Origin of the sequence: Acetobacter senegalensis, assembly GCF_001580995.1 — a bacterium.
GTDB classification, from domain to species: Bacteria; Pseudomonadota; Alphaproteobacteria; order Acetobacterales; family Acetobacteraceae; genus Acetobacter; species Acetobacter senegalensis.
Genome location: NZ_LHZU01000122.1, coordinates 1 through 21,056, shown reverse-complemented (window position 1 = coordinate 21,056; position 21,056 = coordinate 1). Strand labels below are relative to the sequence as shown.

Here is a 21,056-nt window from a genome sequence, read left to right as displayed (position 1 = left end):
TGTAATAGTTTGTCTCATACCTGGTAGCGACCGCCTAAGCTGTATCGGTTTCCAGGGTAAGTGAAAATCCCCTTCATAACGGTTTTGCCTTGCACCCATGTGCGGCGGACGAGTTGTAGGCATGCCGTGGTGGGTTCTTCCAGTTCTAAAAGATGTTGCAACTGTTTGTCGGGGGTGATTGCAAAGATCACATGCTCCATCTCATCAGGGCGAGAGATGTGTGTCAGCAGTCGGTGGGGGTGCAGGGTGGTGAAATCGTGGTCCAGATAATCCGGCACAAAATGAGGGGAAACATAACGTTCTTCAACCTGAAGAGGAATCTTGTCTTCAAAATGGACAATGACTGAATGAAAAAGTTTTGCACCCGGACGTTGGTCAAAAGCCATAGCCAGATCAACATCTGCCCTTACAGATTCAAGCGTTATAACTTTCTGTGTATGAATGTGTCCTGCAGCGATAATATCGTCAGCAATATCATGTAATTCCAGTAGGGTCGCCCGAGGGACTGGTTTTGCAACAAAAGTTCCCACGCCTTGTGCCCGTGTTACCAGCCCTTCTGCCATTAACTCACGAAGAGCCCGATGAACCGTCATGCGTGATACGCCGAGAGTCTCGACCAATTCGCTTTCTGACGGTAGTCGCTCCCCGACACTCCATTCACCACGATTGATATGCTCAGTGATATACTGCTTGACCTGTTCATAACGCAGTTGGGGGCGAGTTGTCGTGGTGGCGGCCATAATGGAATAGTCCTTCGGGCGGTCTGGGTGTGTTTCTAAATTATGGGCGTTTTCTTGTCCTGTATAGATGTTAAGGCGTGGAATATCTATTTAAGGTCTTTCTCAGTCGTGTTGTCCCCTAAAGACGCGGGCGGAGGGAGTTACTCCTCCAATCCAGTATGATAACTCATGCGGGCCGGATACCGGCCAAAACGACATGTCTGCAGAGTAGCCTTCTTGGAGAACTCCAATATGTTTCTGGAGCCCCAGAGCCTGGGCTCCTATTGTAGTTGCTCCATGCAGAGCTTCAGCAGGCGTGAGGCGCATAAGCGTGCAAGCCATATTCATGATGGTTGTCATGTCCAGTACAGGAGACGTGCCTGGGTTACAGTCTGTTGCTAGTCCCATCGGGACATTGTATTTTCTAAACCAGTCAATTGGTGGCACTTTTGTTTCACGGATAAAGTAGAACGCGCCAGGCAGAAGCATGGCGACAGTACCAGCCTTTGCCATGGCCTTTGCTCCTTCCTCATTTGCGTATTCTACATGATCTGCCGACAAAGCCTTGAAATGGGCGGCAAGTGAGCAGCTGTTGCTGTCAGACATCTGGTCGGCATGTATGCGTACGGGGAGGTTTAATGCCGTTGCTGCCTCAAATACCTGTGCGACTTCAGATGGTGTAAATGCAATCGTTTCACAAAAGGCATCTACGCTGTCGGCTAGTTTTTCCTTTGCGACACGCGGCAGCATTTCTTCTATCAGGGCGCTTACATACGCCTTCTGCTTGTTCTGATATTCAGGCGGCAGGGCATGGGCTCCCAAAAATGTTGTATGCACCCGGATGGGGAGATGTTTTTCAAGATTGCGTGCCACGCGCAGAAGTTTGAGTTCGTCTTCAAGCGTCAGACCGTAGCCTGATTTCACCTCAATAGTTGTTGTGCCTCCGGCAATCATTTTCTTGGCCCGCTGAATCGCCAGCTCGAGCAATGTATCTTCTGACGCGGCACGTGTCGCGGTTACCGTGGCATTAATCCCGCCGCCTTCCTTCGCGATTTGCTGGTAACTGATCCCTTCCAAGCGTCGCGCAAATTCGTTACTGCGATCACCTGCATAGACAAGATGAGTATGAGCGTCGACCAACCCCGGGGTTGCCCAGTGACCGCCCATGGAGTGCACATTTTTAGCAAGCGTATGAGGTGAGCCCGAAAGGTCTTCCTCTTTACCAACCCAGGTAATTATACCGTCTTTTTGGGCAATAGTCGCGTTTTTGATACATCCATAAGGATCGGACTCTGTAACGCGTGAGGGTGCCATGGTGGCAAGGTGAACGTCCGTCCAGAGTGTGTCCCACATAGCATCCTCATTTTCACAATATCTAAGATACCATACAAAGGTATATACAAATAAGTCAAATCCGTTATGGTCTCAGAATAACAGCGACAAGATTTTGCGTTTTGCATGGTCTTGGTCAGGGACAAGAGGCACAATGGATATGGCAGCATGACCGAGCTTTTTGTGAAACAGGCCCTTCTCCCAGATGGGTGGAAAAAGAACGTTTCCTTGGTTATTGGGCCTGATGGTACATTTTCATCCGTAAAGGCAGATACGCGGCCTTCAGCGCAGGCTGAGCAGCTTGAGGTCGCGCTACCGCCTCAAATTAGTCTGCATTCGCATGCTTTTCAGCGGGGCATGGCCGGACTGGCGGAGCGACGACAGACACCATCTGACACATTCTGGACGTGGCGCACGCTTATGTACAAGCTTGCCAGCAATATTTCACCAGAGCAGATGGAAGTCATAGCTAGCTATTTGTATATGGAGATGCTCTGCGCAGGTTATACGCAGGTTGCAGAATTCCATTATCTGCATCGTGATAAAACGGGGGAATTGTATAACAACCCGGCAGAAATGGCCCTGCGGGTGGCATCAGGTGCACAGACTGTTGGTCTGGGTATTACGGTTTTACCGACGCTTTATATGTATTCCGGGTTTGACGCGCGTCCTTTGTTGGACGAACAGAAACGCTTTGCATCAACGCCTGATCTTATCATGAACATCTGCCAGGCGATCACGCAGAAGGGCAGCGGCGGTAATCTGGTAAATGTGGGGGTGGGCCTGCACTCCCTGCGCGCAGCTGACATGGCGTCTATTAGGGCACTGGTCGAAGGAAAGACGGACACAGTCCCAGTTCATATTCATATCTCAGAACAAATGGGTGAAGTCGAACAATGTGTGTCAGCTACACGCAGTAGACCTGTTGACTATCTGTTCGAGCATGTATCGGTCGATGCGCGCTGGTGTCTGGTTCATGCCACACATCTTTCTGGTCGTGAGGTAGAAAAAATTGCGAAAAGTAATGCTGTTGCTGGTCTCTGTCCTATAACTGAAGCCAATCTCGGGGACGGGTTTTTCCCCTTTGTAGACTATGTAAGTTTAAATGGACGTTTTGGTATTGGTTCAGATAGTAACGTTCTGATTAGCCCAGGCGAGGAACTTCGGACGTTGGAATACGGCATGCGACTTTCTGCGCAAAGTCGGTGTGTTGCCCTACCGCGTGGCAAGATGGGTTCGACAGGCGGATGGCTTTACCGGCAGGCCGTTGCTGGTGGCGCACAGGCCTGCGGTTTCGGTAAATGGGGGCTAATTGAGGGGGCACGGGCAGATATCTGCACTCTGGATATCGATAAGCTGATACTGCCTCATCTCGAAGGGGACGCCATTTTGGACGCTGTCCTGTTCTCTTTACCGGCATTGCCGGTCGAACATGTGATGTGTGCTGGCGTCTGGCAGGTAAGGGACGGTAGGCACCCATTGCAGGATAAACTGACCAGTCAGTTCCGTGACGTTATGAGCAAAATCTTCTCTGAATCTTAAGCAAGGTATGGCAGGAAAGGTCAGACGTATATGACGTCCGTTTATACTTTTTCGCCGGGGGATGCTCCGGTTCTTATTACATTGCCCCACGCCGGTCAGAATCTGCCAGATGGATTATCTGAGCGCATGACAGAAACTGGGCGCGTATTGCCAGATACAGACTGGTATATGGAAGCACTGTATGATTTCGCTTTGGGGCTGGGAGTTGGCGTTTTACGTGCAAATTATTCACGTTACGTGGTGGACCTGAATCGTGGAGCTGATGATGCCGCATTGTATCCAGGCAGGCCTAGTACCGGCCTTGTTCCACACCTGACATTTTCAGGGCAACCTATCTATAAAGACGGTCAGGAGCCAGACCATCAGGAAGTGGTGGAAAGAACAAATCTGTTCTGGACTCCGTATCACCATAAAATCGAGCAGGAATTGGCCCGAATAAAAGGCAAGTGGGGATGGGCTATTCTATGGGATGGACATTCCATAGCGTCCACAATACCACGTCTTTTTGAGGGTATTTTGCCGGACCTGAACTTTGGTACCAATACAGGGGTCGCTTGCGCACCGGCGCTGGCGCAGGCGCTGGTCGCACAGGCCTGTGTTTTTCCGCATTATACGCACGTGTTGGATGGACGTTTTAAAGGCGGATATACGACTCGTCATTATGGGAAGCCGGAAGAAAATATTCATGCCGTGCAGCTTGAGCTTGCACAGACCACCTACCTTGAGAGCGAAGACTCTCCATGGCCACTCAGTAGTGAAAAAGCTGAGCAGTTGAGGCATGTATTGAAGCAGCTCTTACGCTGCGCCCTAGCATACAGACCCTGATCTTAAAATAAGAGATAAATTTGGAACATTGCTGATTGACAATGAAAACGAACGCCGCCTAAATGAACGTATATACAAGTATGAACAAGGGTTAGAAAATGAGTGATACATCTGCAGTTTCTAATGATCGCCTTGCTAATGATCGCGTCATTCGTTCACCAAAAGGCGCACAGAAATCCGCAAAAAGCTGGCAAACAGAAGCTGCTTTGCGTATGCTGATGAACAATCTTGACCCGGAAGTAGCAGAGCGACCGTCTGAACTGGTTGTCTATGGTGGTATTGGGCGCGCTGCTAGAAACTGGGCATGCTATGATCAGATTGTGGCCAACTTGCGCGATCTGGAAGATGACCAGACCCTTCTTGTGCAGTCAGGCAAACCCGTTGGGGTTTTTCGGACTCATTCCGACGCACCTCGTGTTTTAATTGCGAATTCCAATATTGTGCCGCATTGGGCAAACTGGGATAAATTTAACGAACTCGATCGCATGGGCCTGATGATGTACGGTCAGATGACCGCGGGGTCCTGGATTTATATTGGGTCTCAGGGCATTGTTCAGGGCACCTACGAAACATTTGTGGAAATGGGCCGTCAGTATTACGGCGGAAGCCTGAAAGGCCGGTGGATCCTGACTGGCGGTCTGGGCGGCATGAGCGGGGCGCAGCCGCTTGCCGCTGTTATGGCCGGTGCTTCCATGTTGGCAGTGGAATGTGAGCCGGGCCGTATTCAGAAAAGACTTGATACAGGCTATCTCGACCGTCGGGTTGATACCCTTGATGAAGCGTTGGAACTGATTAACGCGGCATGTGAACGGGGCGAGGCTATTTCTGTCGGGCTCCTGGGCAACGCTGCAGAAATATTCCCTGAACTGGTGCGTCGTGGTATTCGGCCGGACGCCGTGACGGACCAGACATCCGCTCATGATCCGCGGAATGGGTATCTGCCTAAAGGCTGGACACTGGAGGAAGCAGAACGGAAACGCCAGACAGATCCTGCGGCAGTGGAAAAAGCAGCCCGCCTGTCTATGCGGGACCATGTCGCTGCCATGGTGGCATTCCATCGCATGGGAATTCCAACATTCGATTACGGCAATAATATTCGGCAGATGGCTTTTGAAGAAGGGCTGGAAGATGCTTTTGCCTTCCCTGGTTTTGTGCCTGCCTATATTCGCCCGCTCTTCTGTCGGGGTATTGGTCCATTCCGGTGGGCTGCATTGTCGGGTGACCCTGAAGATATCTACAAGACGGACCAGAAGGTAAAAGAGCTCCTGCCAGATGATGTGCATTTGCACAATTGGATGGATATGGCGCGTGAGAAAATTCAATTCCAAGGTTTGCCATCGCGTATCTGTTGGGTAGGGCTGGGTGACAGGCATCGGCTCGGTCTGGCCTTTAACGAAATGGTTGCCAATGGCGAACTGAAGGGTCCCATCGTCATCGGTCGTGACCATCTGGATAGCGGCTCTGTGGCCAGTCCCAACCGGGAAACAGAAGCTATGCGGGACGGAAGTGACACCGTTTCCGACTGGCCACTGCTAAATGCACTGCTGAATACTGCGTCTGGCGCTACATGGGTGTCTTTGCACCACGGTGGTGGCGTTGGCATGGGCTTCTCCCAGCACGCTGGCATGGTGATTGTTGCTGACGGTACACCAGAGGCTGCTCGTCGATTGGAGCGCGTGCTCTGGAATGACCCTGCGACGGGCGTGATGCGTCATGCTGATGCCGGATACGATATTGCAGTTGCCTGTGCTCACGAAAAATCCCTGAATCTTCCTATGATCAAGCCCGGAGCCTGAGAAGAATGTCTGCTGAATCCTTTGTATTGTATCCTGGCAAGCTGACTTATACTGAAATCCGTTCTTTCTTTTTCTCGTCTTCTGCGCAGGTTGAGCTTGCGCCAGAAGCAGAAGAAGTGTTGCGTATAGCTGCTTTGTCCGTCGAACGGATCGTTGCGCGTGGGGAGCCTGTCTATGGGGTCAACACGGGTTTTGGCAAACTAGCCAAAACGCGTATTCCGGATGACAAACTGAAAGACCTTCAGCGAAATCTGGTGCTCAGCCACGCTGCTGGAATTGGCGCACCAATGAGCGAAGCGGTTGTCCGGCTTATTCTTCTTCTGAAAGCCAACGGACTAGCCAGAGGCTTTTCAGGTGTGCGTAAAGAAGTTGTCACTCTTCTGTTGGCCATGCTGAACCGTGGTGTGGTGCCGGTTATTCCAGAAAAAGGCTCAGTCGGTGCATCAGGTGACTTGGCCCCACTGGCGCACATGAGTGCGGTTGTTATTGGAGAAGGCCACGCTTTCTATAAAGAGGAGAAGCTCACCGGGGCAGAAGCTCTTCGCGCTGCTGGGCTTGCTCCCATCGAACTGGGGCCGAAAGAAGGGCTTGCCCTGCTGAATGGCACACAGGCCTCAACAGCGCTGGCACTTTCAGGACTGTTTCAGGCTGAGCGTGTGTTTCACGCGGCTCTGGTGGCCGGCGGGCTGACGTTGGATGCAGCGCGTGGCACTGATGCTCCTTTTGATCCACGTCTGCACGCATTGCGTGGGCAGAAAGGTCAGATTGAAACAGCAGCTGTTTACCGTAGTCTTCTGGCGGAGTCTTCCATTCGCGATTCACATCGTGAGGGGGATGAGCGGGTGCAGGACCCCTATTGCCTGCGTTGCCAGCCGCAAGTGATGGGTGCCTGCCTGGATACACTGCGCAATGCAGCAGGTACTTTGATTACAGAAGCCAATGCGGTTTCTGACAATCCTATCCATTTTGCAGACACAGATGAAATGATTTCTGGTGGCAATTTCCATGCGGAACCGGTAGCGATAGCGGCCGATACAATTGCGATTGCTGTTTCGGAAATCGGCGCAATTTCCGAACGACGCCTTGCCATGCTGATGGATGCCCAGATGAGCGGGCTTCCTCCATTTCTGGTAAAGGACAGCGGGCTGAATTCTGGCTTCATGATTGCGCAGGTTACAGCAGCGGCTTTGGCGTCTGAAAACAAGACCCTTGCACACCCCGCCAGTGTGGATAGCTTGCCGACATCCGCTAATCAGGAAGATCATGTGAGCATGGCGACGTTTGCCGCTCGCCGTCTGGGAGATATTGTGGACAATGTTTGCACGATTATTGCCATCGAATGTCTGGCGGCTGTGCAGGGGTTGGACTTTCTTGCTCCGCTACTGACATCGGCCCCGCTTGTGGTTGCCAAGGATACAGTGCGAGAGCACATTTCATTCTTTGCACAGGATAGGCTTTTTACTCCGGATATTGAAGCTATGCGTGCTCTTATTGCGCAGAACACCATGGTGGCTCGAGTGAAGGAACTGGTGCCTCTACCGGAATGTAGCGTAGTATAATTTTTCTTACGGCCCCGGCATAGTCCGGGGTTTTTTTATGGAGGGAGGTCATGGTTTTTACAGGAATAGACAATGTTCAGCAGAAGGCTGAACACGTTTTGCCCCGCCTGTTTCGTGACTATGTTGCTGGGGGCGCCCATGAAGAAAGCACAATGCGGCGTAACCGCCAGGCATTTGGGAAATGGTCTATCATTCCACGGTGCCTGCAGGATGTTTCTCAGGTTTCCACGCGCACACGTTGCTTAGACTATGAATGTTCCGCACCGTTCATGCTTGCCCCTGTCGGTTTTGCAGGGATGATGCGTCGCGGGGCTGATTTGATGGCTGCTCGTGCAGCGGCTGCGGAGCAGATTCCATTTTGTGTTTCAACCTTTTCGATTGCCGCTCTGGAAGACGTATGTAAAGTTCCTGACGTAGATATTCTGGCGCAGCTTTACGTTTTTCGGGACAGGGCAATCACGCATGATATGATGCGGCGTGCCAGAGACTGCGGTGTTCGCACGCTTATTTTGACGGTTGATACAGCAATTACGCCTCTTAGGCCCCGAGATGAAAGGAATGGCTTTAGGAGACTGGCTAAACCATCCCTGACACAAATGCTCTCCTTTGCTTCTGCGTGGCGTTGGAGTCTTAATATGCTGCGATACAAACAGCCAGAATTAGGGAACCTTAAGGTGTACGGAATGGGCCGGTCCCTGTTGCAGCAGGCAAAAAATGCTGCCGCCCAGATAGACCCGAGCCTTAGCTGGACTGATCTGGATTGGCTTAGGAAAGAATGGAAAGGCAATCTGGTAGTGAAAGGGATAATGCATCCCGAGGATGCAAACCGTTGTGTTGAAGCGGGGGTGGATGCTGTGATGGTTTCAAATCATGGTGGTCGACAGCTAGATCCTGCGCCCGCCACTCTGGATGTATTGCCTGATATTGTTGCAGCCGCAGGCAATACTAACCACACCGTTATTTTGGATAGTGGGGTAAGGAGGGGAGGCGATGTTGTGACAGCGTTGGCTCAGGGGGCATCTATGGTCGCCTTGGGGAGGCCCTGGGCATGGGCCCTGGCTGCAAATGGCGAACAGGAGCTTAGAGAGATGATTGCTGGCTTGCGAGGGGAAGTTCGAGACGTCATGGCCCTTGCAGGTATCAATAGTGTTTCCAGCTTGCGTGAGAAAGGAAGCACAATACTCAGGCAAGCATAACGTTACGAAAAAAGGTTGGTCTTTAGGTTTTTATGAAAAAAGCTGCCATGAGCAATGCCATGGCAGCCTTATACTTGAATTTTAACAGTATGAATTAGAAATTTGCACTGATGGAGCCGAAGAACATGCGTGGTGCACCGACCAGCATGGACTGAAATTCCAAGGCCCCCTGTGAAATGCTTAGCGGATTTCCGTTTTCACCCATTGTTGCAATATAGCGGTTGTTTTGAAGATTGGTAACACTGAAGTTAAGAGTCAGATCTTTCACGGTAGAAACTGACTTTTGGAAATAAGGAAGCTTGCCAAGGTTGTATTGGACGCCAAGGTTGGTCAGCCAATAGCCGGGCACTTTTACATCCCCAGTATAGCTGTAATTACGTTTGCCAGTGTAGCTTGCGTCCACATAGGCGGTTAAGCCCTGCCAATCATAAGAAAGGCGTGTCTTATACATGAAGCGGGGATAGTTGATGATCTGCTTGCCGCGTGTATGGTAGGATACACCTGCTTCCTGCAAATTATCATCGTAAGTCGCATGGTTGTAACTGACACTATTAGTAAATGACAGGTTCTTGACTGGCATGATGGTGATAGCAGCATCCACTCCGTTCATTGTTACACCGCCGACGTTGGAAACTGTCGAAACCGGGTTCACAGCCGATCCCGATGTTACCTGTTGCAGACGATTGTTGAAGTTTGTGCGGTATGCGTAGACGGACGCGCCAATAATCTGGCTGCTGTAGCGATAGCCTGCCGCATACGTCCAGTCCGTTTCAGGGCGGAAGGAGTTGCGGCCAGCATCAAAGGCTGTTTGAGAGATGGCAAATGGCGACGCCGACAGTTTGTAGCCAGATTGTGCGTATGTATGCACATTTTCTGAAATATCAAAAAAGAGTTCATGATGTTTCAGGAAGTGCCAGTCTGCGCTGATATGTGGCAGGAAAGGTTTGGAGGTCGTAAGCCCTACGCCGCTGGTAATGTTGGCACCTGAACCATAGTAGTCGTCATTAATGTATCCGTTGCCGACATTCGTGGTTGCCAGAACGGATTTGAAGCCAAAATGAAGGGCCAGGTTCGGAAGGACGCGATAAGTGTCCTGCACAAAGGCTGTGAAGGTGTTTGTATTATAAGTTTGGTTATAGATTTTAGCGAAAGGATCGGACCAGTGCCCAAGAGGGTTGGGAAGCGCAGATGTCAGTTGTCCATTGACAATATTCGGCATTTCGTAAGCATACATTGGTGACTGGTAATGGTTGTTTTCATACCAGACACCTCCGCTGATCTCGTTATGTGCAATGTTGTAATGTGCCTGAGAGATGATACCAAAGCGCCGAATGGCCGGTTCTTTCACCAGTTCTGAAAGCGGGGATCCATTGGGTGAGGGATAATAAGGGGTTGTCCAGGTTGTCTGGTTGCTCTCCCCATGGCCATAAGCCGTTGTGTCCCAGGTCAGATTGTCAGTCATCTGCATGTGAGCTTTGATACCGCCAAAAGTATCGACGGTGTTCAGTACTGCATCATAATATGCAGAATCAGCCGGGTCTTTCAGTTTGCTAAAGCTGGATGGATAGATACCATTTGCAGCATTAATGGCCTGCTGAAGCCCGCTTTGTCTGCCGTTATAGTAGTTGGATACATTGTATCCGACGTTACTTAACACTTCTGGGGATGCATCAGCAGTAGAAAACTGATGGAGGTCAGACCAGTCAAAAAAGGCCGAAATGCTGCTGCTCTGCCCGATAGGCTGCAGGAATTTAGCATTAACCTGCTGCATGAACTGGTCACCCGTGCCCTTCCATATCTGGCCATCCTGACGCATGTAGGATGCGTAGAAGCGAGTGCCTGAACGGTTCAGGTCACCACTGTCGACACGTGCAAAAGTATGAAAATTTGCGTAACTACCAAATCCTTGGTTAATCGTGCCGCCAAGCTTATGGGAAGGGTCGCGAGACACGTAGTCAAAAGAACCACCAAGGTTGTTGGTAGCGGCGACAGATTCCGCGCCTGCAGACTGGGAAACAACAATGCGGGCAACGTTTTCTGATGAAATAGCCTGTATGGTGTTAAGGCCATTATAGTTGCGAACAGTCTGCTCCCCTAATGGCATACCATCCAGTGTCATGCCAATCTGTTGCTGCTGAAAGCCATGCATGAAAACCTGATTCGACCAGATATCAATTCCTTGAGGTTCTGCAGACTGAAACATGATGCCGGGCAATTGCGCCAGTGTCTTCAGTGGGTTTGTCCCTGCAGGCGCCTGTGACAGCAGTTTCTGGCCGATGGTCACAACGGCGCCATGCGGCAAATGCCGGGATGTAACCTCAAATTGTTCGGACGTTGAGCTTAGATAGGTCGAGGGTTCTTTTGAAGATGGCCTCCGTTTTGCAGCCGACTTGGTGGCAGTAGTGGCAGGTTTCGACGTGGCCGCGTGCTTTCTGGGTGCCCCGGAATCTGCATCAGGTGTCGCGGCGCTGGCCATTGCACTTGTGCTTCCAATGGAGATGAACATCGAAGAAAAAAGCAAGAGTCTGGTTAGAGAAAAGGTGCTGGGTCTCATGCGTCTGAACTCCACCGGGCGGTTATGGGTGCAGGAGAAAAATAGATATAGACAAGGTTTTTCGTTGTCTTCGCTTAGTGATTCGTATTTCCAATGCACCAAGGTTCTTGAAGAACCCTAGGTTGTCCATACGAGTTAGGTCAATAGGATTCCGAAACGAAACTGTAATATTTTTTTGAATGTGGCTTTTGTGGAAATCCAGTTCTTTCATCTTCTCCGTGTGCGGGAAGAAAGGGGGGAAGTCTGGGGCAGAAAATAAAAAAGCGCGCAGGGTTGCTGCGCGCTCGGATAATGCTCAAATTTTGAAGTCATGAATCATGTTTGCTGTCGAATATCCATGCTCGTGTGTTTTCTCATGACCAGAACATAGAAGACTGATGTCAAGACAAGTCCGATAGCCCAGGAAATATCTGTGTTTTGCAGAAGCCGTGCGAACGGTCCAGCGTAGAGGTGATTGGACACAAACGGGATTTGTACAGCAACACCAAGGCTGTAACACACCAGAGCAGGGATATTGTAGCGACCATATTGGCCGCCGTCTGCTTTGAAAAATGAAGCCACGTCATAAGATCCATGCTGCACGAGATAATAGTCAATCAGATTGATGGCAGTCCAAGGGATCATGATAATCATCAGCAGATTGAGAAATTCCGTATAAGTTTCCATAAAGTCGTGCGTCATAAACATTGTAAGGCCAAGCACAAAAAGCATCAGTGCAGCAGTCACGCTGATGCGGGTTTTCATGCCAAAGCGATGCTTAGGGAACGCCATTTGCAGTAACATGAGTGAAGACAGGCTTCCACAATAGATGCTCATCCCGTTGGCAACGGTAATTCCAATTACCAATGTTACCATGACAATCGGGCCACCCACGCCCAGATACGCCATAAGGGTGGGCAGAATGTCTGTGCCATGGGGGGTAATTGCGCCAAGGGTCGCCCCAAGAAACATGGGCAGTAGCGTTCCCAGCGCTGATCCCCAATATGTAGCGTGAAAAGCATGCTGGGCACCCTGCCTGCTATCAGGCAGGTAACGGGAATAATCAGACACGTAAGGCGCATAAGCCAATTGCCAGAGGGCTGCGACAGAAACTGCTCCCATGAAGCCGGAAAAAGTCGTCTGTCCGAATCTACCCAAAAGCGTGACGGCATGGTGGTTACTCATGACAGCGACAAGCGCCCAGATAAGAGCCGCGCCGCAAGCGACTGAAATAAATTTAGTCATGATGTGAATGGTGCGATATCCCCAGAAAGCAGGGAAAGCCGAAAGGACAGTAACAGCCAGCACGCCCCCCAGATAACCGCACCAGGGGAGTGCCAGTTGAAACCCTTCTCCTCCCACAACGAGATTGGACGCTGAAAATCCGACATAGATAAAAACAACAAGGGCAATCATGGGTACAGCTCCCATAGACCCGAACTGGCCACAGGTTTGCACCATCTGAGGCACACCAAGACGAGGCCCCTGAGCCGCGTGCAATGCCATGAATATGCCGCCTAACAAATTGCCGAGAAGAAGCGCCAGGCACCCCACAAGCAAAGGAAGGTGGAAGACAACAGATGCCAATGCTCCGGTAATGACGGTAAGGATAGTGGTATTGGTGCCAAACCAGACAGCAAACAGATCTCGTGGATGCCCCATACGTTCAGAGTGCGGAATGGGGTAGATGGTTCTGTGCTCCATTGATGCCGCGTTGGTGGAGCTTTGAGGATCGTGCGAGTTTAAAGTCATGCTGTGGTCCTGAATGCCTTGTGCGTCTGAGAGCATTACCATTCTGCCTGTATGGGTTTACGGATTATTGTCACGTTTCTTGATCGTAAGAAATGACAGAAAAATCAGGTCATGCGACTGCCTGAGGACAAAATGAATTTCTGCACCCGTTCTGTGCGAGGATTGGTGTAAATATCACTCACCGTTCCGCTTTCGAGAATATGGCCGTCATCACAAAAGCACACTTTGTGAGCTGTTGATTGTACAAAAGCCGGATCATGCGTGACAACCAGCAACGTCAGACCCTGGCCGGACAAATCGCTGATAATTGTCTGCACACCGCTAACCAGTTCAGGGTCAAGGGCGCTTGTGGGTTCATCAAACAGGATGACAGGCGGCTCCATAGCCAGGGCGCGGGCAATGGCAACACGCTGTTTCTGACCACCGGAAAGCTGGTCTGGATAATGATCCTGTTTCTGCAACATATGAACGCGGTCAAGTGCTTCCCTGGCGAGGCAGACGGCCACGCTTTTGGGAGTTTTTTTTACTGTTACCGGGCCTTCCATAACGTTTTCCAGAACGGTCCGATGGGAAAAGAGATTGAACTGCTGGAAAACCATGGGCATGCGGGACCGAGCCTGACGCAATTGTTTTTCTGGTGCGATACTGAAATTTGTGCGGTTTTGACTGCAGAGTGGTTCGCCCAGAAAGGTGAGAGTGCCAGCTTCCGGGCGCTCAAGAAAGTTAATGCATCGTAACAGCGTGGATTTTCCGCCGCCGCTGGGGCCGATCAGAAAGACGGCTTCTCCTTGTCTTACGGTCAGATCAACACCACGTAGAACTGTATTATCACCGTAGGATTTGTAGATTTGCTCCAAGGTAATAACGGGGGGAGGGGGCTCGATCGTCATATAATGGTGCCTCCCTCGGACATCTCCGACATCGTCGGTTTAATTTTAGGTTTTCTGTTGCGGGAGGGGGTAAGTTTCCGTTCAAGCCAACTGACGCACCTTGCACTGGTGAAGCTCATGCAAAAATAGATTATTGCGACCATAAGATAAGTATTCATGCTGTCAAATGTGTTGGAAATCATGATGGTTGCATGACGAAGAAGCTCATTGACTGAAATGAAGGATACAAGAGAGCAATCTTTCAGAAGAGCAATAAAATACCCCCCTTGCGTCGGCAGACAGGCCACAAAAGCCTGGGGAATGATAAGGCGTCGATACATCTGGAAAGGTGACATGCCTAGCGATAGTGCAGCAGCCTTTTGGCCCTGATCAACCGCGAGAATGGCGGCACGGTATACTTCTGAGAGATAGGCGGATAAATTTAGCGTTAACCCGAGAACACCAGCCCAGAAGGCGGAGAGAACAATGCCAAGTTCAGGCAAGGAGAAATAAATGAGTAGAAGCTGTACGATAAGCGGAGTGTCGCGCCATATCTCGACATAAGCTTCAAGGGGCCAACGAATAATCTTTTTGTCTGAAAGGCGACCAACGGCTGTTAGAAAACCGAGTATCATACCGAACGCCATGCTGATGATAGAAAGCTGAAGGGTAATTTCGGCACCTTTCAGCAAAAAAGGAAAATATTCCTGTAATTCTGACCAGAAAACAGACATCTTTTATCCCGCTTGGTCGTTTTGGGTTAAATGGTCTTCAAGGTCTTCCCAGACATGGTAGCGTTTTAGAATGGTACGAATTGTGCCGTCCCGTTTCATATCATCCATCGCCTGATTGATTGCACTAAGCAGGCGCGGACAAGTATTCCGAACCACAATGCCCTCACTTCCCAACCGATAACTGGCTTTGGATTGAGCCTTCTTCCAGGCAGGTTTGGCTTCATAAAATAATGGGTTGCCTATGGTGCGAAGACCCGTGAAACGTTCTTTTTGTGCCTGGAGCGTTCCTTGATCAACAACAACAGCATCGACCTGCCCGTTTCTAAGGGCAACAAATGGATCACCGAATGTATTGAAGTCGCTGACCTTGGCGGCAATACCTTTTTCCACCAGCGCATGCGCAGTCAGAGAATCTGTTGTGCCAAGTACAGACCCCAGATTGGCATTTTTCAGATCCTCCACATGATGGAGGGGAGAGTTTTCTGGAACGATTATACGGTCGTATAACATGAAGTAGGGATGAGAATACGCAATGTTTGCGTAAGCAATCCGCTCTTCCGTAATGGTGAGGTCGGAAAGAACAATATCCCAGCGCCCAACTTTCAGGCCAGGAACAAGAGTTGTCCATTCAGTTATAATAAACTCGGACCGCGGTATTCCCAGTCTTCTTGTAAGCTCCTGCAAAAGATCGGCGTCAATACCATGATAGGTGCCGTCTTTGTCCTGCCAAAGGGAGGGGTGAGCACCTAATAGTGCGTTTCCTGCCGTCAGAACACCAGCCTTTTGGATATCGTCCAGACATTCAGAGTGCGCGGCACAACTTGGCCCCAGTAATGTCAGGCACGTGTAAAGTACAAAGGAAGGGGATAAACGGTAAAGGCACCTCTTCATATCAGCCCATTCCTTACTGGTTCTGGTCAGGAAGCGACTTTGTAAATCACCGGAAAGTCCGGGCCATCCAGCAAGTCTCCATCTTTAAGGGAAACATGAGGAAAGGGCGGAGATCCTTTACCCCCACGGTCTGCAAAACGTGCGTTATCACCAACCCAGCGGGCAGAAAATACGCGTCTCCTCTGGGTGTTGCTCGTAGTTGCAGGCGCACCATGAATTATCCTGAAATCAAAGGCAATTGCATCACCTGGCGCCAGATCCCAACTGCGAATGGTATAGAGGTCACGATTGGCATCAATATCAGGCATTTCCGGCATTGAATCGTCTTCATACAAGCGGGAACCATCGAATCTTCTTGGGCGATGAGTGATGCCCCAATGATGCGAACCAGCGACGCATTCAAGACACTGTTCCTTGGCCACAGGGTCTAGTGGAATCCATAAACTAAGTGTCTTTTCGCCTGTGACACAATAATATGGGCTATCTTGATGCCATGGGGTTACCAATGTCGTTCCCGGTTCTTTTACCAGTTCATGGTCATGAAAGAACCGAACTTCCTGTGCCTGCATAAGTTGCGCAGCGACAGCACCTACGGGTGAATTCTCAATAAAATTCCGGAATTGTGGGATGCGCTGCCAGTTGCAGAGATCCTGAAAAAAAGGAGCAGATCCTTCAGGGTGATATGATCGTTCCAAAGGGCTAGGGGCTGCCATGGTGGCGTCCATACCAGTGCGCAGAGCCTCAATCCATGCAGTAAAAATGCCGCGCACAACTGTTACACCATCAGTTTGAAACGCCATGATGGTTGTGTCGTCCAGGGTGACTGGGGAGCCAGGAATAGCCATAAGCACTGCTTCCTTATGTTCCGATATCAAAACCATACGTTGTATGTACACGATCGGTCAAGTGGAAAAATTCTTTCCTTAAACCGGAACCTGTTTTGTGAAGTGCGCCATCGAACCTGATTGAAAATTAACACTTTTTCAGGATCGTTCTGACTGTGTAATATCCTCCCGGATTTCCTACGTTTTTTTGTGCCGGGGAGCATTGGAGTATGGGAAATGTGATCTGATAAAAGTTTTGGCTCTTTACAGTCGGTACATGTCTATACATTAATGATGGCTGTTCCATATGGCAGGAGGTTTCTTCGGGATGCCAGATTCTGTGTCTCTTTCTCTTCTCGCTAGATACCCCTTATGTCGGCCGGAAGTCTCGGGTTTGCCTCGCTACAATGCCGGCCTGTCAGAGGATGAAGTGAGGCGGCGGTACGGCCTACAAAATATTGTCAAACTGGGAAGTAATGAAAATCCATACGGTCCTTCCCCAAATGTGATTGCAGGGTGGGCCGCGTTGGCTGAACGGCTAGGGCGTTACCCAGACGCAGCGGCTGAAACGCTGCGCCACGATATTGCCCGTTTGAATGGTCTTGAAAGTGATCGCGTGCTTGTTGGTAACGGATCTGAACAGATTATCCGCCTGATTGCAGAAGCATATTTGTCTCCGGGGGAGAGGGTGGTCACGGTTCGTCCTGCATTTGGGCTGCATGAAATTTACCCACGCATGATGGGGGCTGAGGTTGATGCTGTGCCCGTCGGTTCTGATGCGACTTTTGACCTTGCTGCACTGCAGACTGCCGTGAAAAGGCCCACCAAAATTTTAATGTTTGCCAACCCATCCAATCCTGTCGGCTGCATGATGTCGGGCGCAGCCTTGCAAGATCTGATCGATGCCTGCCCATCGCATGCGCTGATTGTCGTGGATGAAGCTTATCGAGAATATGCGGAGGAAGATTCCGAGTATCCAGATGCACAGGTTATTTTGGAGAAGCAGCCGCGTCCATGGGTGATATTGCGGACTTTTTCAAAAGCATATGGATTGGCCGCTCTACGGATTGGCTATGCACTCACTTCGTCAGCCGACGTTGCTAAGACCCTAGATACTGTGCGTGATCCATTTAATACCAATATGCCTGCGCAGGTCGCGGCATGTGCCGCACTGGCAGATGATGCCTATATGAAAGACTGTATTCGCAAGACGGTTTCTGAGAGGAAAAGGGTAGCAGGGGCTCTGAAGGGTATGGGGCTGTTTGTTGCACCGACATGGACAAATTTTGTATTTGTTCGTGTTCCTGTGCCTGCAGACCAGCTGGCGACCGAACTCCTGAAACGTGGAATTATCATCAAGCCCTGGAAAGAGAAGGGCTTCGAAACCTGGACCAGAATAAGTATAGGTCTGCCGACTGAAAACGATACATTGCTGCAGGCGGTCGCTGATCTGGTGCTATAATAACGCGGGTTTATCCTCTTCTGTCTGGAAAGTTTACCATGTCTGCTCTTGAATGTGTTTTAACTGAACTGGCTCAAATCTTTGGCGATCGTATTTCGTGCTCTGAAGCCGTACGCGACCATCACGCACATGGTGAAGGCTGGCAGGAGGGGCGTTTGCCAGGGGCTGTTGTTTTTGTTGAAAACACACAGGAAGTTTCGACTGTTCTGAAGACATGCAATCAACACGGCGTTCCGGTTGTGGCATTTGGGGGAGGGACATCGTTGGAAGGGCATGTGACCCCCCCTGAAAACGGCATCAGTCTTGATCTTTCCCGTATGACACAGATTTTGGAAGTGAATGCCGCCGATTTGGATTGCCGAGTGGAAGCGGGTGTTACGCGTCATGCACTGAACGCTTATTTGCGGGATAGCGGGCTGTTTTTTCCGGTTGACCCTGGAGGGGAGTCAACGCTTGGCGGCATGTGCGCTACCCGTGCATCAGGCACAGCTGCGGTGCGATATGGAACCATGCGCGAAAATACGCTTGGTCTGACAGTTGTTCTTGCAGATGGACGGATTGTGCGTACAGGGGGGCGGGTTCGGAAATCTGCTACAGGTTATGATCTTACCCGGCTGTTTGTGGGGTCAGAAGGCACCCTTGGTATTATAACCGAAATCCAACTCCGGCTGCATGGGTTGCCTGAAGCAATAGCAACAGCAGTCTGCCAGTTTGAAAAGCTGGAAGATGCAGTCAATACTGCTGTTACAACCATGCAGATCGGGCTTCCCATTGGCCGTATGGAACTGATGGATGAAGTGCAGATGGATGCGTGTATCCAATATTCGAAAATGGAAGGATACGACGTTCTTCCAACCATGTTTTTTGAATTTCATGGCGCACCAGCCGCTGTAAAGGAACAGGTTGAAACCATGGAGGCCGTGGTTGCTGACCATAATGGAAAAGGTTTTTTGTGGAGCAATAATCCTGAAGACAGGAATGAGTTATGGAAAGCAAGGCACAGTGCGTTCTGGGCATGTCTGGCTTATCGTCCCAATCACCGCGGTATTGCGACAGATGCCGTTGTGCCTGTATCTGCACTGACAGAACTTATAACCGGTAGCAAAAGAGATATTGAAGAATCAGGGCTTTTAGCCCCAATTGTTGGGCATGTAGGGGACGGTAATTTTCATACCGTCATTCTTGTTCCCCCCGAACCCGATGGTCTTGCTCGTGCGCTTGAGCTTGATCGTAAAATTGTTAATCGTGCGCTTTCTCTTGGCGGTGCGTGCAGTGGTGAGCACGGTATTGGCCTTGGAAAAAAGGAGTTCATGGAGCGTGAACATGGACGCGATGCTCTGGATGTCATGCGTATGCTCAAAACATCCTTTGATCCAAACAATATTTTGAATCCAGGCAAGATGTTGCCAGATAGTGTGATGTGATGTGGCAGAAACGGGTCTTAGCCGACATTCCCAGTGTGCCATGGCGGAATGGCCATGGATATACAAAGGTCATTGCCGAAGGTGGAACAGAGGCGGGCTTTCAGTGGCGTCTAAGTGTAGCAGATATTTTAAAGGATAGTTCTTTTTCCATATTTACAGGATGGAGGCGCTTTTTTGCGTTGCTTGGACAAGGATCTCTAACCTTGTCTGAAGAAAATGGAAACTGGAGTCATACTGTTAATGGCTCCGGCAGACCGTTTCAGTTTTCTGGTGAGGATTCGGTACAGTCTTCCGACGTCCATGTATCAGTTCAGGCGTTGAATCTGATGGTGCGCGCCAATGTTATATGGAACCAACCGGTGGGTATCTTACTGAAAGAAGCAGCTTTCATAATTGAAGAAACAGGTGAGGCCCAAATTTTTCTTATACCTTCCATCGGAACTTGGAGCCTGCATGAAGGGCGATCCAAAGTCAGAATTGTGCCAGGAGAAATATGGAGCAGTTCTGCTCAGATGTTTTCACAAACATTGCTGACACAAGAAACACCAGAAAGTTCTTTATTTTTCGTTAAAATCTAGAGGTCTAAATCTTTATCCATAAAGGAGACGGTTCCGTGACGACAAGTAGCTTTATCCCCGTCCTTGATCTTGCTCCAGCCCGTGGCGGTAATATTGCCTTGCTGGGGGAACAGATTCATGAGGCATTTGTTACGTCAGGTTTTTGCTATATAAAAAACCATGGAATTTCAGAAGAGTGTATTGAAAGACTGCGCCAAGAAGCGTTGAATTTTTTTCACTTACCTCTTTCGGAAAAAGATCGCTATCGTCCCAAGCAGGCGGTAAGGGGCTTTAATGCATTGAACCGCACAATAATGTATGGGGCTGAAAAACCGGATTATAAGGAATTTTATCAGATAGGACCGGAATTTCTTCCTGATGGTTTGAAAGAACCGCCGCAGAATGAGTTGCAGGGGGTCAATGTATGGCCTGAAGGTCGTCCAGCTTTCAGACAAGCGTTTCTAGATTACTATCAGGCTGCGGCAGAATGTGGGCAACTTCTCTTGAAAGCAGTTGCAAGTTCTTTGAATTTGTCTCCTGATTTTTTCAAGAAAAAATATCATTACCCGTTGCAAAGAACGCAAACCATCTGGTACCCGCCAGCGGAAATGCCGTCAGCGTCCGAAAGTATCACATATGGTGTGGCACCTCATACGGATTATGGCTGTATTACACTCTTGTGGCAGGATGATACGGGAGGACTGGAGGTTCAGAACCTACAAAATGAGTGGGTTCCTGCTGCACCTATTCCGGGTACATTGGTTATTAATATTGGGGATTTATTGTGCCGATGGTCCAACAACCGCTATCGGTCGAATATGCATCGTGTTCTCAATAAATCGGGAAAAGAACGTTTTTCAATAGCGACTTTTTATGACCCGGATTTTGATGCAGTTATCGATCCACGTGATCTGGGCCTGCCTGATACAGAAGAGTCCCATTACGATCCCGTAACAGCAGGGGCATATATTATGGGACGTATTCGTGACTCTCAGCAGAAAAAGAAGCCATGAAGATTGTAGTACCTGTCAAACGGGTTGT

The 21,056-nt window shown here is 49.9% G+C and carries 17 protein-coding genes; 9 read left to right on the top strand and 8 right to left on the bottom strand.

Annotation, left to right across the window (positions count from 1 at the left end):
- Positions 1 to 14 precede the first annotated feature (14 nt).
- Together hutC and hutI are read right to left on the bottom strand one after the other, a co-directional pair.
- On the bottom strand, positions 15 to 740 hold the full coding sequence (hutC, locus tag AD948_RS06965; RefSeq protein WP_061471273.1) for a histidine utilization repressor: 726 nt from the start codon (positions 738 to 740) through the stop codon (positions 15 to 17).
- A gap of 102 nt (positions 741 to 842) precedes the next feature.
- Positions 843 to 2,072, bottom strand: coding sequence for an imidazolonepropionase (gene hutI, locus AD948_RS06960; protein ID WP_061471272.1), 1,230 nt, complete (start codon positions 2,070 to 2,072; stop codon positions 843 to 845).
- A 147-nt stretch (positions 2,073 to 2,219) separates the two neighbouring features.
- On the opposite strand from hutI, the gene AD948_RS06955 reads away from it, so the two are divergent.
- The 5 genes from AD948_RS06955 to AD948_RS06935 all read left to right on the top strand — a co-directional run bounded on the left by AD948_RS06955 (position 2,220) and on the right by AD948_RS06935 (position 8,969).
- Positions 2,220 to 3,593, top strand: coding sequence for a formimidoylglutamate deiminase (locus AD948_RS06955; RefSeq protein ID WP_061471271.1), 1,374 nt, complete (start codon positions 2,220 to 2,222; stop codon positions 3,591 to 3,593).
- A gap of 30 nt (positions 3,594 to 3,623) precedes the next feature.
- Complete coding sequence (hutG, locus tag AD948_RS06950; RefSeq protein ID WP_061471270.1) at positions 3,624 to 4,418, top strand: N-formylglutamate deformylase; 795 nt, start codon at positions 3,624 to 3,626, stop codon at positions 4,416 to 4,418.
- Between the two features lie 98 nt (positions 4,419 to 4,516).
- Complete coding sequence (gene hutU, locus AD948_RS06945; protein ID WP_061471269.1) at positions 4,517 to 6,214, top strand: urocanate hydratase; 1,698 nt, start codon at positions 4,517 to 4,519, stop codon at positions 6,212 to 6,214.
- Between the two features lie 5 nt (positions 6,215 to 6,219).
- Complete coding sequence (hutH, locus tag AD948_RS06940; RefSeq protein ID WP_061471268.1) at positions 6,220 to 7,773, top strand: histidine ammonia-lyase; 1,554 nt, start codon at positions 6,220 to 6,222, stop codon at positions 7,771 to 7,773.
- 50 nt (positions 7,774 to 7,823) lie between these two features.
- Complete coding sequence (locus tag AD948_RS06935) at positions 7,824 to 8,969, top strand: alpha-hydroxy acid oxidase (protein ID WP_061471267.1); 1,146 nt, start codon at positions 7,824 to 7,826, stop codon at positions 8,967 to 8,969.
- Between the two features lie 94 nt (positions 8,970 to 9,063).
- Here the strand turns inward: AD948_RS06935 and AD948_RS06930 are convergent, their stop codons facing one another.
- From AD948_RS06930 to AD948_RS06900, 6 genes are all read right to left on the bottom strand, one after another.
- Positions 9,064 to 11,523 carry a TonB-dependent receptor gene (locus AD948_RS06930; protein WP_248845951.1) on the bottom strand — a complete coding sequence of 820 codons (2,460 nt, stop codon included), beginning with the start codon at positions 11,521 to 11,523 and terminating at the stop codon, positions 9,064 to 9,066.
- A gap of 315 nt (positions 11,524 to 11,838) precedes the next feature.
- Positions 11,839 to 13,254 carry a purine-cytosine permease family protein gene (locus AD948_RS06920; RefSeq protein WP_248845950.1) on the bottom strand — a complete coding sequence of 472 codons (1,416 nt, stop codon included), beginning with the start codon at positions 13,252 to 13,254 and terminating at the stop codon, positions 11,839 to 11,841.
- Positions 13,255 to 13,358: 104 nt separating this feature from the next.
- Positions 13,359 to 14,144 (bottom strand): amino acid ABC transporter ATP-binding protein, encoded by a 786-nt coding sequence (locus AD948_RS06915; protein WP_061471263.1) that lies wholly within the window; start codon positions 14,142 to 14,144, stop codon positions 13,359 to 13,361.
- Entirely contained in the window at positions 14,141 to 14,857 is a 717-nt protein-coding gene (locus tag AD948_RS06910) for an amino acid ABC transporter permease (protein ID WP_061471262.1), read from the bottom strand. Before AD948_RS06910 ends, AD948_RS06915 begins: the two co-directional genes overlap by 4 nt.
- Positions 14,858 to 14,860: 3 nt before the next feature.
- Complete coding sequence (locus tag AD948_RS06905; RefSeq protein ID WP_082782344.1) at positions 14,861 to 15,748, bottom strand: substrate-binding periplasmic protein; 888 nt, start codon at positions 15,746 to 15,748, stop codon at positions 14,861 to 14,863.
- 26 nt (positions 15,749 to 15,774) lie between these two features.
- Complete coding sequence (locus tag AD948_RS06900; protein ID WP_061471293.1) at positions 15,775 to 16,593, bottom strand: phytanoyl-CoA dioxygenase family protein; 819 nt, start codon at positions 16,591 to 16,593, stop codon at positions 15,775 to 15,777.
- A gap of 307 nt (positions 16,594 to 16,900) precedes the next feature.
- On the opposite strand from AD948_RS06900, the gene hisC reads away from it, so the two are divergent.
- Genes hisC through AD948_RS06880 form a run of 4 tightly spaced genes read left to right on the top strand, consistent with a single transcriptional unit; the run spans position 16,901 to position 21,028 of the window.
- Positions 16,901 to 18,034: a histidinol-phosphate transaminase gene (gene hisC, locus AD948_RS06895; RefSeq protein ID WP_061471261.1), complete on the top strand. Its 1,134-nt coding sequence runs from the start codon at positions 16,901 to 16,903 to the stop codon at positions 18,032 to 18,034.
- Positions 18,035 to 18,072: 38 nt separating this feature from the next.
- On the top strand, positions 18,073 to 19,458 hold the full coding sequence (locus AD948_RS06890; protein WP_061471260.1) for an FAD-binding oxidoreductase: 1,386 nt from the start codon (positions 18,073 to 18,075) through the stop codon (positions 19,456 to 19,458).
- Positions 19,458 to 20,036: a HutD family protein gene (locus tag AD948_RS06885; protein WP_061471259.1), complete on the top strand. Its 579-nt coding sequence runs from the start codon at positions 19,458 to 19,460 to the stop codon at positions 20,034 to 20,036. Before AD948_RS06890 ends, AD948_RS06885 begins: the two co-directional genes overlap by 1 nt.
- 35 nt (positions 20,037 to 20,071) lie before the next feature.
- Entirely contained in the window at positions 20,072 to 21,028 is a 957-nt protein-coding gene (locus AD948_RS06880) for an isopenicillin N synthase family dioxygenase (protein WP_061471258.1), read from the top strand.
- Positions 21,029 to 21,056 lie beyond the last annotated feature (28 nt).